Raw genomic sequence first — 16422 nt, 5'->3', positions numbered from 1 at the left:
TGGGAGAATCGTGCGGATGACGACCTACCTTCTGGCCGGCGGCGGCACCGCCGGGCACGTCAACCCGCTGCTGGCCGTCGCCGACGCCCTCCGCGCGCGGGAGCCCGACGCCGAAGTGCTCGTGCTCGGCACCCGGGAGGGACTCGAGTCGCGGCTCGTGCCCGAGCGCGGCTACGAACTGCTCTTCGTCGACAAGCTTCCGTTTCCGAGACGGCCGAACCGCGCGGCAGTCGCGTTCCCGGCGCGGTTCCGGCGGGCCGTCGCGCAGGTGCGCGAGTACATCGCCACCCGGCGGGTCGACGTCGTCGTCGGCTTCGGCGGCTATGCCTCCGCCCCCGCCTACGTCGCGGCGCGGCGCGCCCGCGTGCCGTTCGTCGTGCACGAGGCCAACGCCCGTCCAGGTCTTGCCAACGTGCTCGGTGCGCGCTGGGCGGCCGGTGCCGGCGTCGCGTTCGAGGGGACGCCGCTCAAGGGGTCCCGCGTCGTCGGCATGCCGCTCCGGCGCGAGATCGTCGACCTCGACCGTGGTGCTCTACGCCGCCAGGCCGCCGCCCATTTCGGCCTCGACGCGGCACGACCCGTGCTGCTCGTCTTCGGCGGATCGCTTGGTGCCCAGCGCCTGAATGAGGCGTTCGGCGACGGGTACGGCGGAGGGTGGCGGGACGTCATCGACGCCGGCTGGCAGCTGCTCCACGTCACGGGGGAGCGGTCCGATCTCGCCGACCCCGGCCACGACGGATACGCGGTGGTCCGGTACGTCGACCGGATGGATCTCGCGTTCGCCCTCGCGGACTTCATCGTCTCGCGTGCGGGCTCGGCGACCGTCAGCGAGATCAGCGCCCTCGGCATCCCCGCGATCTATGTCCCATACGCCGTCGGCAACGGCGAGCAGGCCCTCAACGCCGCGTCCGCCGTGCGTGCCGGGGCGGCGGTGCTGATCCCGGATGCCGGGTTCACAGGCGACCGCGTGCGGTCCGAAGTGGTGCCGCTGCTGGCCGATGAGACCCGGCGTGCCGCGATGGCCGCAGCCGCGGCATCCGTCGGCACCCGCAACGGCACCGAGAACGTCGTCGCGATGATCGACGAGGCGCTGGCGCCGTAGCGTCAGGCCGGCGCCGTGCCGCTGGTGCGCAGCGCCGCCGCCACGAGGGCGAGGGCTTCGTCGGTGTCGAGCCGCAGTGCGCGCACCTGCTCGGCGAACGCCGCCGCCGCGCGCTGGGCCTGCTGGTGGGCGGGGTCGCCGTGGAACGATACGAAGGTGCCGTTGCGTCCGCGGGTCTCGATGATCCCGGATGCCTCGAGCTCGCGATACGCACGGGCGACCGTGCCGGGCGCGACGCCGAGGTCTTCGGCCAGCCGCCGCACCGTGGGCAGCCGCTCGCCCGCGGCCAGTGCGCCCGAGGCGACCTCGTCCACCACCTGGGCACGCAGCTGCTCGAACGGGGGAACGTGGGACGAGGGATCGATGACCATCACACCTCATCCTCTCGACCCGACCTCAATGTGTCAATACAAACTGTCGCGCATCGTGCACCCAGCGCGCCGGGGGCCGAGGGGCCGGAGGCCAACTTAGGATTGGACGGTCATGATCAGACCCGACCTGAGCCTTCCCATCCCCGAGAACATCGAGGCCGCCCACTTCATCGGAATCGGCGGCTCCGGCATGTCGGGGCTGGCTCGCATGTTCCTCGAGCGCGGCATCCGCGTCTCGGGCTCCGACCGAGCCGACAGTCCCGGCCTGCGCGAGCTCGAGGCACTCGGCGCGACCGTGTACGTCGGCCATGACGCCGCGAATCTCGCCGACGACGTCGACACCGTCGTGCACACCGGCGCCATCTGGCCCGAGAATCCGGAGTTCCTGCTCGCGAAGGAGCGCGGGCTCCACGTGATCCACCGGTCGCAGGCCCTGTATTGGCTGATCGGCGGGCGGCGGCTCGTCTCGGTCGCGGGCGCCCACGGCAAGACCACGTCCACCGGCATGATCGTCACGGCCCTGCGCGACCTGGGCGCGGACCCGACCTTCGTCAACGGCGGTGTCATCTCCCAGCTCGGCGTCTCGAGTGCGAGCGGATCGGACGACCTGGTCGTCATCGAGGCCGACGAGTCCGACGGCACCTTCCTGCTCTACGACACGTCGATCGCTCTCGTCACGAACGTCGACCCCGACCATCTCGACCACTGGGGCTCCGCCGACGCGTTCTACGCGGCGTTCGCCCGCTTCGCGAACGAGGGGCGCGAGGCTGTCGTGATCTCGTCCGACGACCCGGGCGCGAAGATCGTCGCCTCGCAGCTGACCCACCCGCGCGTCATCACCTTCGGCGAGTCCGAGGACGCGACCGTGCGCGTGACCGACATCGTCACCGACGGTCCGGTCTCGTTCCGCCTCAGCTATGACGGCGCCACCGTCGAGGCTCGGCTGCCGGTTCCGGGAGCGCACAACGCGATCAACGCCGCCGGTGCCGTCGCCGTCCTGCTGACGCTCGGGCACGGGCTCGAACCTGCCGTGCGCGCCGTCGAGGGCTTCGCCGGCACGGTCCGCCGCTTCGAACTGCACGGGGTCGAGCGCGGCGTCGCCGTCTACGACGACTACGCGCATCACCCCACTGAGGTCGCCGCCGCCCTCGCCGCGGCGCGGACGGTGGTCGGCGACGGACGCATCATCGCCATCCAGCAGCCGCACACCTACTCGCGCACGCAGGAGATGTACCGCGAGTTCGCCCACGTGCTGGAGCAGTACGCGGATCACACGGTCATGCTCGACGTGTACGGGGCCCGTGAGGATCCAGTGCCTGGTGTCACCGGCGAGCTCGTCAGCGCCGCCTTCGCGGATCCGTCACACGTCCGCTTCGTCCCGGACTGGCAGCAGGCCGCCGACTACACCGCGACCGTCGCCCGCGAGGGGGACTACGTCATCACGCTCGGCTGCGGCAACGTCAACCTGATCATCCCGCAGGTGCTTCAGGCCCTCGGCCGCACGGCGCCGCCCACGAGCTCGGCAACGGGGGAGTAGCGCCGCATGCGCCGTCCGTCACCGCTGCCGCAACCGCCCGCGCGTGAGGAAGAGCAGACGGATGCCCCGACTCGCGGCCGTCGGGACGCCCGGCCTTCGCGCGACGAGTCGACGGCGGATGCTGCCGCCCCTGCGCATGCCTCCGACCCGGTCGCCGACCCTGCACGCCGCCCGGGCTCGGCTCCGCTCGGCGACGCCGGCGACGGCGAGACCGCACCCGTCATCCCGCTCGGGGGGCCTCTGCCGCTGCCCGGCGCCGAGCGCGAGCCCGTGGACGGCACCGCGGACGCACCCGCGAGCTACGTCGGATTCCGTGACGTCTGGCGCGCTTCGCGCGCACGACGGAAGGCGCTGCGCGCAGAGGTCCGTCGCTTCACCGTGCGCCAGCGGCGTCGCCGTGCGCTGTGGCTCGGCGCCGCGGCATCCGTCGTGATCCTTGCTTTGGCGACGATCGGCGCGGCCTACAGCCCGCTGTTCGCGGTGGAGCGCGTGGTCGTGGTCGGTGCCGAGCAGCTCGATGCTGCCGAGATCTCCGAGGCGCTCGTGGGTCAGGTCGGCACGCCGCTGCCCCTCGTGGACGAGAGCGCCGTGAAGGCGGAGCTCGTCGCGTTCCCTCTCGTGGAGTCGTACACGCTCGAGGCGCGCCCCCCGCATGACCTCGTGGTGCGAATCGTCGAGCGTACGCCGATCGGCCTGGTCGAGACGCGCGCCGGATACACCCTCGTCGACGCGGCCGGTGTCGCGCTCTCCACCTTGGCCCAGCCCAGTCCCGGCACGCCCGTGCTGTCGATCACCGGCGGCGTGGACTCCGACGCGTTCGCGGCCGCGGGCCAGGTGATGAGGTCGCTGCCAGAGGAGCTGCGTGTGCAGGTGACCGCGGTGTCGGCGACGACGCCCGACGACGTCACGCTCTCGCTCGGCGAGTCCAACGCACAGGTGGTGTGGGGGAGCGCCGAGGAATCGGCGACGAAGGCGCTCGTCCTGGCTCGGGCGATGATCTCGCGCCCGCCGGCGGGCGTCATCAGCTACGACGTCTCGTCACCTGACGCCATCGTCATCCGATGACCTCCGACGGTCCGGCAAGGTGCTGTTGACACCGGGTTGGCGCGACACGCCGTCCGGGTCCGGCCGCATGCGCGGCATCCGCATACTTTCGTCACAACAGGAATTGCATACCGGGCAATTCTTTCTACCTCTACTAGAGGTTGAAGGTTAGACAGGTCCAGGGCTACGGAGGCCGGCATGAGCCAGAACCAGAACTACCTCGCCGTCATCAAGGTGGTCGGTGTCGGCGGGGGCGGCGTGAACGCCGTCAACCGCATGATCGAGCTCGGCCTGCGCGGTGTCGAGTTCATCGCGATCAACACCGACGCCCAGGCGCTGCTGATGAGCGACGCCGACGTCAAGCTCGACGTCGGCCGCGAGCTGACGCGCGGACTTGGCGCAGGAGCCGATCCCGAAGTCGGCCGCCGCGCGGCCGAAGACCACGCGGAAGAGATCGAAGAGGCGCTGCGAGGTGCCGACATGGTCTTCGTCACCGCGGGCGAGGGCGGTGGAACCGGCACGGGCGGCGCGCCCGTCGTCGCGAAGATCGCGAAGTCGATCGGAGCACTCACGATCGGTGTCGTGACCAAGCCCTTCTCGTTCGAGGGCCGTCGGCGGCAGCAGCAGGCCGAGACCGGTGTGGGTCGACTGAAGGAAGAAGTCGACACCCTCATCGTCGTCCCGAACGACCGTCTGCTCGAGATCAGCGACCGTGGCATCTCGATGATCGAGGCGTTCGCCACGGCCGACCAGGTGCTCCTCGCCGGTGTGCAGGGCATCACCGACCTCATCACGACCCCGGGTCTGATCAACCTCGACTTCGCCGACGTCAAGTCGGTCATGCAAGGTGCGGGATCCGCGCTCATGGGGATCGGATCCGCGCGCGGCGCGGATCGTGCGATCAAAGCCGCCGAGCTCGCCGTGGAATCGCCCCTGCTGGAGGCGTCCATCGAAGGTGCGCACGGCGTGCTGCTGTCCATCCAGGGCGGGTCGAACCTCGGCATCTTCGAGATCAACGATGCCGCGCAGCTGGTCAAGGAAGCGGCGCACCCCGAGGCGAACATCATCTTCGGAACGGTCATCGACGACACCCTCGGCGATGAGGTGCGGGTGACGGTGATCGCCGCCGGCTTCGACGGCGGAGAGCCCCAGCAGCGCATCGAGCCGATCACGGCCTCGCGCGTGCAGACCGCGCCCGCTCTGCCGTCGACGACGGCCGACGACGCCGCGAAAGACCGCGAGGTCGAGCCGGTCGCTCCGGCCGTGCCGGTGTCGGTGGGCGCCATGTCCGAGACGTCGTACGACTCGGCGTTCGGTGACGACGACCTCGACATCCCCGACTTCCTGAAGTAAGCACGTCAGCCACATGGCCGATCTCGCCGCCCGCCTCGCCGAGGTCGACGAACGGATCGCGGATGCCGCACACGCGGCCGGTCGCGACCCGTCCGAGCTGACGCGCATCGTGGTGACGAAGTTCCACCCCGTCGCGCTCGTCGAGCAGCTGTACCGGCTCGGCGTGCGCGACATGGGGGAGAACCGCCAGCAGGAGCTCAGTCGCAAGTCGGCGGAGGCCGCGGCGCTGGACGGCCTGCGCTGGCACTTCATCGGGCAGGCGCAGACCAACAAGGCTCGCGCCATCCGGGCCGCGGCATCCGTCGTCCATTCCGTCGACCGGTCGCGGCTCGCCGACGCCCTGCACGCCGCCGCCGAGCCGGGCGAACCGGTGTTGGACGTGCTGCTGCAGGTGAATCTCACCGACGACGTGGGACGAGGCGGAGTGGCGCCGGGTGACCTCGAGCCACTCGCCGCGCACGTGGCCGCGCTCCCATCGTTGCGCGTGCGCGGAGTCATGGCGGTGGCGCCGCTCGACGAGCCGCCTGCGCCGGCGTTCGAGCGGCTGCGGGGCTGTGCTGAAACGGTGCGCCGGGTCGTTCCGGACGCCGACTGGATCTCAGCCGGAATGACCGCCGACTTCGCCGAGGCGATCGCGGCAGGCGCGACACACCTGCGGATCGGGTCGGCAATCACGGGCCCGCGGCCGGATCACGGTTAACCTCGGAACAGATGAGCACTACGGAGGATGCGATGTCGAACCCGCTCAAGAAGACCATGGTGTACCTGGGCCTCGCCGACGAGGAAGAGGTCTACGAGGAGCCCGCTCCCCAACCGCGCGGCCGCAAGCCGGAGCAGGTCGTCGACAAGCCCGCTGCCCCGGTGACGCCCATCCACCGGCCCACCGTGGTGCGTCAGCCCGCACCGCAGACGGTGAGTGAGATCCTCACGGTGCACCCGAAGCAGTATCGCGACGCACAGGTGATCGCCGAGAACTTCCGCGAGGGCATCCCCGTCATCATCAACCTCTCGCAGATGAGCGACGCAGATGCGCGCCGCCTGATCGACTTCGCCAGCGGGCTGTCGCTCGGACTCTACGGCCGCATCGAGCGCGTCACGAGCAAGGTGTTCCTGCTCTCGCCCGAGAACGTCGCAGTTTCGGGCGACGGAGGCGTCGCGCACGCCGATCCGGAATCCGTGCCCTTCGCGCAGCCGTAACCTGGCTACGTGGCTGTCGTCCAACTCATCGCATCGATTCTCAACCTCGCGCTGCTCCTGTATGTCTTCGTACTGCTCGCGCGGCTGATCCTCGACTGGATCCCGTTCTTCAACCGCGAGTGGCGCCCACGTGGCGCGGGGCTCGTCGCTGCCGAGATCATCTACACGCTCACCGACCCGCCGATCAAGCTCTTCCGGCGCTTCATACCGCCGCTGCGGGTCGGCGCCATCGCGATCGACTTCGGTTTCGCGCTGACGATGCTGCTGTGCTTCATCCTGCTCAGCGTCACGCGGGCCATCGCGGCCTGATCGGTCCGTCGTCGAGCTCTGCTCCTTCGACACTCTCTAACGCCACGACTATGCTTGCCTGATACCGCCGGCCGCCAGCCGGCGGCCCCGACATCGGCCAGCGACCAGACGCTCGAAAGAGGAATCACCATGGCATTGACCCCCGATGACGTCGTCACCAAGCAATTTCAGCACGTGCGTTTCAAGGAGGGCTTCGACCCGGACGAGGTCGACGACTTCCTCGACGAGATCGTGGTCGAATGGCGCAAGACGATCGCCGAGAACGAGGAGCTGAAGGCCAAGCTGGCGGCGTATGAGTCGGGTGCGACTCCCGCGCCGGCCGCCGAGCCTGCTCCGGCTCCGGTCATCGCCGAGGCGCCGGCGCCGGCGCCGGCTGCCACGACGGGTGCCACCGCTCCCGCCGCGAGCGCGGGCATCATCGAGCTGGCCCAGCGCCTGCACGACGAGCACGTGGCCGAGGGCATCGCCCAGCGCGACCAGCTGATCGCCGATGCCAAGGCCCAGGCCGCCTCGATCGTGTCCGAGGCCGAGACCCGTGGCCGCGAAGAGCTCTCGAAGCTCGAGCGTGAGCGCACGTCGCTCGAAGGCCGCATCTCCGAGCTGCGCAACTTCGAGCGTGACTACCGCGCACAGCTGCGCAGCTACATCGAGGGCAAGCTGCGCGACCTCGAGACGACCGCGACGACGTCCGGCCAGCAGCCGGTGTCGGCCATCGGCCTCTAGGCCTTGACAGGCCGACCTCCCCTTCGTCAGGCGGCGGCCGGCACCATCATCGCGATCCTCGCGGTGCTGGTGCTGGCCGCCGACCAGTTCGCGAAGCATCTCGCACTCCAGAACCTGCCCTATCAGGAACCGGTCCCGGTCCTGGGCGACTTCTTGAGCTTCTACCTCACCCGCAATCCCGGCGCCGCCTTCTCGCTCGGCGAGGGTGTCACGTGGATCTTCACGATCGCCTTGGCCGCCGTCGCCGGAGTGATCGTCTGGCTCGCCGCCACCCGGGTGAAGTCCCGTCTGTGGGCCGTGGCCCTCGGTCTGCTGCTGGGCGGCGTGCTGGGCAATCTCACCGATCGCCTGCTGCGCGAGCCCGGCTTCGCGGTCGGCCATGTCATCGACTTCATCAACACGCCGTGGATGTGGTTCTTCCCGGGCATGTCGCCGGCGATCTACAACATCGCCGACATCTTCATCGTCTCGATGATGATCGGGGTGGCGCTCCTGGTGCTCGTGGGTCTTCATCTCGACGGCACGCGGGAACGCCGCGCCGGCGCCGGCGACGGACCGACGCAGGCCACGGCCGACGACGCGACCGGGGCCGAGGCATCCGGTGCCGTCGCCGCGGAGCCTGCCTCACCGCCGTCCGATGCGGACGGCGGGACGACCGACGCGCCGAAGGCCTGACATGGAGTCGCGCAGCCTGCCCGTCCCCGACGGCCTCGACGGCGCGCGGGTCGACGCCGCGCTGGCGAAGATGCTGGGATTCTCACGCACCTTCGCGGCCGACGTCGCCGAGGCGGGCGGCGTGGTGATGGACGGGCGCACGCTGGCCAAGTCCGACAAGCTGCGCGGCGGCGCGTGGCTCGACGTCTCTTGGGCTCCGAAGGAGGAGCCGCGGATCGTGCCGGTCGCGGTACCGGATCTGGGCATCGTGTACGACGACGACGACATCGTCGTGGTCGACAAGCCCTCAGGGGTCGCGTCGCACCCGTCGCTCGGCTGGGAGGGCCCCACGGTGCTCGGAGCCCTCGCCGCCGCCGGCTATCGCATCGCGACGACGGGCGCTGCCGAGCGACAGGGCGTGGTGCACCGCCTCGACGTCGGAACGAGCGGGCTCATGGTGGTCGCCAAGTCGGAGCGCGCGTACACCGCACTCAAGCGGGCCTTCAAGGAGCGCGAAGTCGACAAGGTCTACCACACGGTCGTGCAGGGGCATCCGGATCCGCTGGCCGGCACCATCGACGCCCCCATCGGCCGCCATCCGAACCATTCCTGGAAGTTCGCCGTCGTCCCCGACGGCAAGGACTCGATCACGCACTACGAGACGCTCGAGGCGTTTCCCGGGGCATCGCTGCTCGAGATCCATCTCGAGACGGGCCGCACGCACCAGATCCGGGTGCACATGGCCGCGCACCGGCATCCGTGCGTCGGCGATCCGCTTTACGGGGCCGATCCGACCCTTTCGGCCAAGCTCGGGCTCACGCGTCAGTGGCTCCACGCGCACGAGCTGTCGTTCTCGCACCCGGCGACGGGGGAGTGGGTGACGTTCATCTCGCCCTACCCGGCCGACCTGGCGCACGCTCTCGAGGTGCTGCGGGGCGAGTGACCCACAGCGTCCGCGGGCGGCGCTCAGCGGCCGCCTTCGAACCGCGCGACGCCCTCCGGCGCCAGCGCGAACTCGATGCGACGGCGCATGTCTGGCAGTTCGAGATGCGGCAGAGCGCCGACGTCGTACCAGCCCACCTCGGTCATCTCACCGTCCGCGGGATGCGGCTCGCCCGACACCCACCCGCAGCGGAACACCAGGTCGAGGTAGTCGACCTGGTCGCCGTGCGGATAGACGACCCGGGGGAGCTGGTGCACCCATGCCAGCCGCTCCACGCGGCACACGACCCCCGCCTCCTCGAGCGTCTCTCGCGCCGCGGCGTCGGCCGGCTCCTCACCGGGGTCGACGATGCCCGTGATGGGAGTGACTGCGCCGTTGTCGCTGCGCCGCCCCAGGAGCACGCGATTCTCGTGCAAGACGATGGCCGTGACCCCGACCAGGGGGAGCGGGGCGGTGCCGATCTCACGGCGCAACTCGAGCACGAAATCCGGGGTCGGCATGCCCTCACCCTACGATGCTGGACGATGTCGGATGCCGCGGCCACACTGGGCGCATGGCGATCGAAGTGAGGCCGGCGACCGTGTTCGACGATGTCGCCACCGTGATCGGCCCCAAGAATCCCGAGTCGAGCGTCTGCTTCTGCCTGAGTTACCGCATCCCGTCGAAAGAGGCCAATGCGCTGCGGGGGCCTGAACGCGCTGACCGGGTGCGCCGGCTCATGGCGGAGGAGGAGCACCCGATCGGCGTGCTCGCCTACGACGGCGACGAGGTCGTCGGGTGGGCGGCTGTGGCGCCGCGCGCGCGAACGCACTTCGCGACGTTCCGCAAGATCCCATACATCGACGGTGCCGACGTGTGGTCGCTGTGGTGCTTCCGGGTACGGCCCGGGCATCGCAAGAAGGGGGTGATGCACTCGCTCATCGACGGCGCGGTCGCGTTCGCGCGCGACAACGGCGCCCCTGCGATCGAGGGCTACCCGGTCGACAACGGCGGTGCGAAGGTCGATCTCACGATGGCTTACGTCGGCACGCGCCGGCTGTTCGAGACGGCGGGTTTCGAAAAGGCGGCCGACACCACGTCGGTGCTGTCGGGCTTCCCGCGCGTGCTCATGCGGCGCAAGCTGCGGTGAGCGCCCTACCCTGAGACCGTGAACCAGCTGCTGCGCCGCCGCCTCGAGCTCGCCAACACGCTCTACCTCGACTTCGTCGGCACGGTGACGTCCGGGAACTTGGGATCTCACCTCGGCGATCTGCCCTCCGACACCGTGGGACATCAGCTGTGGTGCGTGCTGGGTGCTCGCGAGAGCTTTCCCCGCGCCGCACGTGCCGGCGACTGGCAGGGTTTCACCAGTCCCGTGACGAAAGAGCAGACGACGGATGCTGCAGCCCTGCGCGCCGCTTTCGTCCAGACCGCGGCCGATGTCGACGAATGGGTGACGGGCATCGCCGCGGACGACGACGACTCCTTGCGCTACGTCCTGGCACTCCTCGAGCACGAAACACAGCACCACGGGCAGCTCATCCGATACCTGTACGGCCTCGGCATCGAGCGCCCGCAGTCATGGCAGCGGCAGTACGCGCTCGACGAGGACTTCTGATCCGCGTGAACCGGCTGCGCGGCATCCGGCAATACTCGTTGTGAGTACAGACAGCGAGATCATCCGCCGGTCCGTCGATGTCCCCGCTGTCTTCGCGGAGCTCTTCGAACGGCACGCACGAGTGATCGGGGCGTTCGCTGCGCGGCGCGTGGGATCGGATGCGGCCGAGGATGTGCTGAGGGAGACGATGCTCGTCGCGTTTCGGCGTCGTCGCGACTTCGACGAGACGTGGGACTCGGCCAAGCCGTGGCTGCTCGGCATCGCGTCTCGCGTGATCAAGAAGCACCGCGCGGACGAGGCTCGACAGTGGCGTTCGTTCGAGGAATCCGCTTCTCGCGGCGACCATGTGCATGACGGTGAGATCGACGCGGCGGGCGATCGGGCGGATGCTTCGGCCGCCGTCCGCGGGCTGGCTCCGCGGATAGCCGCCCTGTCGACGCGCGACCGCGAGACTCTGCTGCTCTACGCGTGGGGCGACCTGACGTACGAGCAGATCGCAGTGGCGCTCGGTGTGCCCGTCGGCACGGTGCGGTCCCGGCTGAACCGCGTGCGGCGAAAGCTCGCACCACCGGGTTCGCACGCGTCTGTCCGGCTCACGTGGATCGCGAAGGAGGAGACCGATGGAGCTTATGGAACGAGTGCGTGAGATCGGGACGGGGGCGGCCCTCGACGAGGGCCGGCTCGACGCCGCACGCCACGCGCTGCTGCGTGAGATCGCGCGGGAGGAACGTCGGGATGTCGCTCCCGCGCGTCGACGGACCGCCCACTGGATCGGAGGATCGGCACTGGCCGGCGGACTCGCGGCCGGCGCGATGGTGATCGGCCTCGTCGCCGTGCCGGCCACCGCGCCGACCGCCGCCGCGGAGGTGCTGGAGAGGGCGGCCCTCGCCAGCATCCGGGCTGCCGAGACCGACGTGCCCGCCGGAAGCTACGTCCGGATCGGCACGGCCTTCACATGGGCGACCACCTATGACGAGCAGATGCCGGAGGGCGCCAGGTTCAACAACGCGTTCCGCGCGGACGCCGAGGCCGTCCTGCTGATCGAAGACGAGTCGACCATCTACGTGCCGGCCGATCCCGAGGGCGAGTGGATCCGCGAGCGGGTCCCGTATCGGATCGCGGAGGCGGTCGGGCCGGAAGCGGTTCAGGCGTCGGAGGTCTGGGTCCGCGAAATGGGACCGGCGACGGCCGGGCTGGCGGGTATCTCGCGCTACCCCGCAGGCATCGTCGAAGGCGGCCGTGACGGCGATGTCGTGACGTATCATCTGGACGGCCGCGAGACGTTCGCCGATATGCCGATCGAGGCTGAAGCGGTCGTGGCGTGGTTCGAGGAGCGCTACGGCGCCGAAGGCGAGGCCGACGGGATGGCGCACTTCTTCATCGAGACCATGGGCGACTTGATGTCGTTCAATCTCGCGCCGGCGCACGCTCGCGCCGGCATGCTGCGGGCATTCGCGTCCCTCCCCGGCGTCGAGGTCGTGGCGCGGGAGGGGGAGCAGACGACCTTGGCGTACGAGCAGGACTTCGACGCCGGCCCCGCCCGGGTCGAGTTCGTCCTCGATACCGACCGCGGCTACATCCTCCAGTCGACGCACTGGGGGATGGGCGAGTACGACGTGCCCGTCGCGTTCGCCGGCGTTCCGGACTGGCAGAGCCGCACCGTCTCCACCGTCTCGATCGTCGACGCGGCTCCCTGATCGCCGACGAGATCCGGATGCGACGGCGCTCGGTGGAGGCATCCGCTCGGCGCTGTCTGCACTCGCCGACACGGAATCGGATCCGCTGGGGCGGAGGCGGGAGGCCACCCGCCGTGAGCATCGAGCCGTGAGCGTCGATCTGTGCGGGCGTGTTGCGCTCGCCGTCCCCTCCTGCGGATCCGAGCGTGAGATTCGGATTGCACCATCACCTTCGACTGGAGAGTGAACCTCGACACTCACCTTCCACTCGAGGGTGAGGCGAGCTTCGCAGGCGGTCGCGGCGACACCCGTCCAGCCCGGCTGCGATGTCCTGGGCCTTACCTAGACTCGATCCGTGGCATCCGACTCCTTCGTTCACCTGCACGTGCACAGCGAGTACTCGATGCTCGACGGGGCGGCCCGCATCGGCCCGATGGTGCAAGAGGCGGTGCGCCTCGGGATGCCGGCGATCGCGGTCACCGACCACGGCAATACGTTCGCGGCCTACGAGTTCTACCGGACTGCGAAGGATGCCGGCATCAAGCCGATCATCGGCATCGAGGCCTACGTCACGCCCGGCACGCATCGATCCGACAAGGCGCGTGTTCGCTGGGGAACACCCGAGCAATCCGACGACGACGTGTCGGGTTCGGGCGCGTACACCCACATGACGCTCCTCTCCGAGACGACGGAGGGCATGCACAACCTCTTCCGGCTGTCGTCCAAGGCGAGCATCGAGGGGTACTACTTCAAGCCCCGTATGGACCGCGAGCTGCTGCAGAAGTACAGCAAGGGACTGATCGCCACGACGGGATGCCCCTCCGGTGAAGTGCAGACGCGGCTGCGACTCGGTCAGTACGACGCGGCGCGTGCCGCAGCGGCGGAGTTCCAGGACATCTTCGGCAAAGAGAACTACTTCGCCGAGATCATGGATCACGGCCTCTCGATCGAGCGCCGGGTCATGAGCGACCTGCTGCGGATCGCGAAGGACCTCGACATCCCCCTGGTCGGCACGAACGACCTCCACTACACGCACCAACACGACGCGAACAGCCATGCGGCGCTGCTCTGCGTTCAGTCGGGATCGACGCTGGACGATCCCAAGCGCTTCAAGTTCGACGGCGACGGCTACTACGTGAAGTCGCCGGCCGAGATGCGGCAGGTCTTCCGCGACCACCCCGAGGCGTGCGACAGCACCCTGCTGATCGCCGAGCGCTGCGAGGTCGAGTTCGACACGAGCGCCAACTACATGCCGCGCTTCCCGGTACCCGAGGGCGAGACCGAAGAGTCCTGGTTCATCAAGGAGGTCGAGAACGGGCTCAACGAGCGCTACCCGAACGGCATCTCCGACGAGGTGCGCAAGCAGGCGGAGTACGAGACCGGCGTCATCACGCAGATGGGGTTCCCCGGTTACTTCCTCGTGGTCGCCGACTTCATCAACTGGGCCAAGCGCAACGGCATCCGCGTCGGACCGGGCCGTGGTTCGGGCGCCGGCTCGATGGCCGCGTACGCGATGAAGATCACCGACCTCGACCCGCTGCAGCACGGTCTCATCTTCGAGCGATTCCTCAACCCCGATCGCGTCTCGATGCCCGACTTCGACGTCGACTTCGACGACCGCCGCCGCGGCGAGGTGATCCAGTACGTCACCGAGAAGTACGGCGACGAGCGCGTCGCGCAGATCGTGACCTACGGCACGATCAAGGCCAAGCAGGCACTCAAGGACGCCGGCCGCGTCCTCGGCTTCCCGTTCAGCATGGGGGAGCGGCTCACCAAGGCGATGCCGCCGGCCGTGATGGGCAAGGACATGCCGCTGGAGGGCATGTTCGACCCCCAGCATCCGCGCTTCAAAGAGGCATCCGAGTTCCGCACGCTGATCGAGACGGATGCCGAGGCCAAGACCGTCTTCGACACCGCGGTCGGCCTGGAGAACCTCAAGCGCCAGTGGGGCGTCCACGCCGCCGGCGTGATCATGTCCAGCGAACCGCTGATCGACATCATCCCGATCATGAAGCGGGAGCAGGACGGCCAGATCGTCACGCAGTTCGACTATCCGGCCTGCGAGTCCCTGGGCCTGATCAAGATGGACTTCCTGGGGCTTCGCAACCTCACGATCATCAACGACGCCCTCGACAACATCGAGGCAAACCGCGGCCACCCCCTCGTGCTCGAGGACCTCGCCCTCGACGACCAGGCCTCGTACGACCTGCTGACGCGCGGTGACACGCTCGGTGTGTTCCAGCTGGACGGCGGGCCGATGCGTTCGTTGCTGCGTCTGATGAAGCCCGACAACTTCGAAGACATCTCGGCCGTCATCGCGCTGTACCGCCCGGGCCCGATGGGTGCGAACTCGCACATCAACTACGCGCTGCGCAAGAACGGCCAACAGGAGATCACGCCCATCCACCCCGAGCTCGAGGAGCCGCTGAAGGACATCCTCGACACCAGCTACGGCCTGATCATCTATCAGGAGCAGGTCATGGCGATCGCCCAGCGAGTCGCCGGATTCAGCCTCGGCCAAGCAGACATCCTGCGTCGTGCGATGGGCAAGAAGAAGAAGTCCGAGCTCGACAAGCAGTACGAGGGCTTCCACCAGGGCATGGTCGACCGAGGCTTCGGCGAGGGCGCGATCACGGCGCTGTGGGACATCCTGCTCCCCTTCTCGGATTACGCCTTCAACAAGGCGCACTCGGCGGCGTACGGACTGGTCTCGTACTGGACGGCGTACCTGAAGGCCCACTACCCGGCCGAGTACATGGCCGCCCTGCTCACGAGCGTGGGCGACTCCAAAGACAAGATGGCGGTCTACCTCAACGAGTGCCGCCGCATGGGCATCAAGGTGCTGCCGCCCGACGTCGGCCAGTCGATCCGCTACTTCGCCGCCGTCGGCGAAGACATCCGCTTCGGCCTGGGCGCGGTGCGCAACGTCGGCACGAACGTCGTCGACGGGATCGTGGCCGCGCGCTCCGACGACGGGTTCACGAGCTTCCACGACTTCCTAGCAAAGGTGCCCGTCCATGTGGCCAACAAACGCACCGTCGAGTCGCTGATCAAGGCCGGCGCGTTCGACTCGCTCGGGTCGACGCGGCGCGCATTGATGGAGATACACGAGGACGCCACCGAGGCAGCGGTCCTCGACAAGCGGCGCGAGGCCAACGGCGAGGTCGGCTTCGACTTCGACTCGCTGTGGGCCGACGACGAGCCGCAGCAGGCGGCCAAGGTCCCCGAACGGCCCGAGTGGAACAAGAAGGACAAGCTCGCGTTCGAGCGCGAGATGCTGGGGCTGTACGTCTCCGACCACCCGCTCGCGGGCCTCGAGATCCCGCTGGCCAAGCATGCCTCGACGAGCATCCACGACCTGCTCGCGTCGGACGACGTCGGCGACGGTGACCAGGTCACGATCGCAGGCCTCGTCACGAGCGTCCAGCATCGCGTCGCCAAGCAGAGCGGCAACCCCTACGGAATGATCACGGTCGAGGACTTCGACGGCGAGATCACCGTCATGTTCATGGGCAAGACCTACACCGAGTTCGCCCCCATGCTCGTCGCCGATTCGATCCTCGTGGTGCGGGGGCGCGTGTCACGTCGCGACGACGGCATGAACCTCCACGCGCAGTCCGCCTTCAGCCCGGATCTCGGCACGATGGACGAGTCCGGCAGTCTGGTGCTCGTGATGCCGGAGCGTCGTGCCAGCGAGGCCGTGATCGGCGAGCTGCTGCAGATGCTGGAGCGGCATAAAGGTCAGACCGAGGTGACGATGAAGCTCCACAGCGGCTCCGTCGCCAAGGTGTTCGAAGTGCCGCATCCGGTGCGCATCACGCCCGATCTGTATGGCGAGCTGAAGGGCCTGCTCGGGCCGCAGTGTCTCGGCTGAGTCGACTTCGTGGAGCGATCCGGATACGCCGGAACGCACGTG

The 16422-nt window shown here is 68.9% G+C and carries 17 protein-coding genes; 15 read left to right on the top strand and 2 right to left on the bottom strand.

The features are described from left to right. Positions 1-16 precede the first annotated feature (16 nt). Positions 17-1102, top strand: a complete 1086-nt coding sequence (locus ACLKM7_RS12615) for a UDP-N-acetylglucosamine--N-acetylmuramyl-(pentapeptide) pyrophosphoryl-undecaprenol N-acetylglucosamine transferase (protein WP_436447510.1) — start codon at positions 17-19, stop codon at positions 1100-1102. Between the two features lie 2 nt (positions 1103-1104). On the opposite strand, the gene ACLKM7_RS12610 is transcribed toward ACLKM7_RS12615, so the two are convergent. Further along, positions 1105-1476 carry a GntR family transcriptional regulator gene (locus ACLKM7_RS12610; protein WP_436447509.1) on the bottom strand — a complete coding sequence of 124 codons (372 nt, stop codon included), beginning with the start codon at positions 1474-1476 and terminating at the stop codon, positions 1105-1107. Between the two features lie 109 nt (positions 1477-1585). Between ACLKM7_RS12610 and murC the strand changes: the two genes are divergently transcribed. The 9 genes from murC (at position 1586) to ACLKM7_RS12565 (ending at position 9233) form a co-directional block, all read left to right on the top strand. Further along, positions 1586-3010, top strand: a complete 1425-nt coding sequence (murC, locus tag ACLKM7_RS12605) for a UDP-N-acetylmuramate--L-alanine ligase (RefSeq protein ID WP_436447508.1) — start codon at positions 1586-1588, stop codon at positions 3008-3010. A gap of 6 nt (positions 3011-3016) precedes the next feature. Then, positions 3017-4075, top strand: coding sequence for an FtsQ-type POTRA domain-containing protein (locus ACLKM7_RS12600; RefSeq protein ID WP_436447507.1), 1059 nt, complete (start codon positions 3017-3019; stop codon positions 4073-4075). A 177-nt stretch (positions 4076-4252) separates the two neighbouring features. Continuing rightward, entirely contained in the window at positions 4253-5407 is a 1155-nt protein-coding gene (ftsZ, locus tag ACLKM7_RS12595; protein ID WP_168914445.1) for a cell division protein FtsZ, read from the top strand. Positions 5408-5420: 13 nt separating this feature from the next. After that, complete coding sequence (locus ACLKM7_RS12590; protein WP_436447506.1) at positions 5421-6107, top strand: YggS family pyridoxal phosphate-dependent enzyme; 687 nt, start codon at positions 5421-5423, stop codon at positions 6105-6107. Positions 6108-6139: 32 nt separating this feature from the next. After that, positions 6140-6604, top strand: a complete 465-nt coding sequence (locus ACLKM7_RS12585) for a cell division protein SepF (RefSeq protein ID WP_436447530.1) — start codon at positions 6140-6142, stop codon at positions 6602-6604. A 9-nt stretch (positions 6605-6613) separates the two neighbouring features. Continuing rightward, positions 6614-6913 (top strand): YggT family protein, encoded by a 300-nt coding sequence (locus ACLKM7_RS12580; protein ID WP_168914447.1) that lies wholly within the window; start codon positions 6614-6616, stop codon positions 6911-6913. 129 nt (positions 6914-7042) lie between these two features. Beyond that, complete coding sequence (locus ACLKM7_RS12575) at positions 7043-7636, top strand: DivIVA domain-containing protein (RefSeq protein ID WP_436447505.1); 594 nt, start codon at positions 7043-7045, stop codon at positions 7634-7636. Positions 7637-7639: 3 nt separating this feature from the next. Further along, the gene (gene lspA / locus ACLKM7_RS12570) at positions 7640-8311 is read left to right on the top strand and encodes a signal peptidase II (protein WP_436447504.1); all 672 of its coding nucleotides are present in this window, start codon (positions 7640-7642) and stop codon (positions 8309-8311) included. A gap of 1 nt (position 8312) precedes the next feature. Continuing rightward, positions 8313-9233 carry an RluA family pseudouridine synthase gene (locus ACLKM7_RS12565; RefSeq protein ID WP_436447503.1) on the top strand — a complete coding sequence of 307 codons (921 nt, stop codon included), beginning with the start codon at positions 8313-8315 and terminating at the stop codon, positions 9231-9233. A gap of 23 nt (positions 9234-9256) precedes the next feature. Here ACLKM7_RS12565 and ACLKM7_RS12560 read toward each other — a convergent pair whose 3' ends face one another. Beyond that, on the bottom strand, positions 9257-9733 hold the full coding sequence (locus ACLKM7_RS12560) for an NUDIX hydrolase (protein WP_436447502.1): 477 nt from the start codon (positions 9731-9733) through the stop codon (positions 9257-9259). A 53-nt stretch (positions 9734-9786) separates the two neighbouring features. Between ACLKM7_RS12560 and ACLKM7_RS12555 the strand changes: the two genes are divergently transcribed. From ACLKM7_RS12555 to dnaE, 5 genes are all read left to right on the top strand, one after another. Beyond that, entirely contained in the window at positions 9787-10362 is a 576-nt protein-coding gene (locus ACLKM7_RS12555; RefSeq protein WP_436447501.1) for a GNAT family N-acetyltransferase, read from the top strand. Between the two features lie 18 nt (positions 10363-10380). Beyond that, entirely contained in the window at positions 10381-10830 is a 450-nt protein-coding gene (locus ACLKM7_RS12550) for a hypothetical protein (RefSeq protein WP_436447500.1), read from the top strand. A 40-nt stretch (positions 10831-10870) separates the two neighbouring features. Continuing rightward, positions 10871-11476 (top strand): RNA polymerase sigma factor, encoded by a 606-nt coding sequence (locus tag ACLKM7_RS12545; RefSeq protein ID WP_436447499.1) that lies wholly within the window; start codon positions 10871-10873, stop codon positions 11474-11476. Further along, on the top strand, positions 11451-12527 hold the full coding sequence (locus ACLKM7_RS12540; RefSeq protein ID WP_436447498.1) for a hypothetical protein: 1077 nt from the start codon (positions 11451-11453) through the stop codon (positions 12525-12527). Before ACLKM7_RS12545 ends, ACLKM7_RS12540 begins: the two co-directional genes overlap by 26 nt. 382 nt (positions 12528-12909) lie before the next feature. Continuing rightward, a complete protein-coding gene (gene dnaE, locus ACLKM7_RS12535) occupies positions 12910-16380 on the top strand; it encodes a DNA polymerase III subunit alpha (RefSeq protein WP_436447529.1) in 3471 nt (1156 codons plus the stop codon). The last annotated feature ends 42 nt before the right edge of the window (positions 16381-16422 follow it).

The sequence above is a fragment of the Microbacterium sp. I2 genome, from assembly GCF_051364985.1.
GTDB lineage: Bacteria > Actinomycetota > Actinomycetes > Actinomycetales > Microbacteriaceae > Microbacterium.
The sequence above is the reverse complement of the archived record's forward strand: the minus strand, read 5'-3'. Positions and strand labels throughout refer to the sequence as shown.

What these genes read in the sequence shown, in the direction of transcription:
- ACLKM7_RS12615 (WP_436447510.1), top strand. Translation starts at nt 17, where the DNA reads ATGACGACCTACCTTCTGGCCGGCGGCGGCACCGCCGGGCACGTCAAC.
- murC (WP_436447508.1), top strand. Translation starts at nt 1,586, where the DNA reads ATGATCAGACCCGACCTGAGCCTTCCCATCCCCGAGAACATCGAGGCC.
- ACLKM7_RS12600 (WP_436447507.1), top strand. Translation starts at nt 3,017, where the DNA reads ATGCGCCGTCCGTCACCGCTGCCGCAACCGCCCGCGCGTGAGGAAGAG.
- ftsZ (WP_168914445.1), top strand. Translation starts at nt 4,253, where the DNA reads ATGAGCCAGAACCAGAACTACCTCGCCGTCATCAAGGTGGTCGGTGTC.
- ACLKM7_RS12590 (WP_436447506.1), top strand. Translation starts at nt 5,421, where the DNA reads ATGGCCGATCTCGCCGCCCGCCTCGCCGAGGTCGACGAACGGATCGCG.
- ACLKM7_RS12585 (WP_436447530.1), top strand. Translation starts at nt 6,140, where the DNA reads ATGTCGAACCCGCTCAAGAAGACCATGGTGTACCTGGGCCTCGCCGAC.
- ACLKM7_RS12575 (WP_436447505.1), top strand. Translation starts at nt 7,043, where the DNA reads ATGGCATTGACCCCCGATGACGTCGTCACCAAGCAATTTCAGCACGTG.
- ACLKM7_RS12565 (WP_436447503.1), top strand. Translation starts at nt 8,313, where the DNA reads ATGGAGTCGCGCAGCCTGCCCGTCCCCGACGGCCTCGACGGCGCGCGG.
- ACLKM7_RS12560 (WP_436447502.1), bottom strand. Translation starts at nt 9,733, where the DNA reads ATGCCGACCCCGGATTTCGTGCTCGAGTTGCGCCGTGAGATCGGCACC.
- ACLKM7_RS12555 (WP_436447501.1), top strand. Translation starts at nt 9,787, where the DNA reads ATGGCGATCGAAGTGAGGCCGGCGACCGTGTTCGACGATGTCGCCACC.
- ACLKM7_RS12540 (WP_436447498.1), top strand. Translation starts at nt 11,451, where the DNA reads ATGGAGCTTATGGAACGAGTGCGTGAGATCGGGACGGGGGCGGCCCTC.
- dnaE (WP_436447529.1), top strand. Translation starts at nt 12,910, where the DNA reads ATGCTCGACGGGGCGGCCCGCATCGGCCCGATGGTGCAAGAGGCGGTG.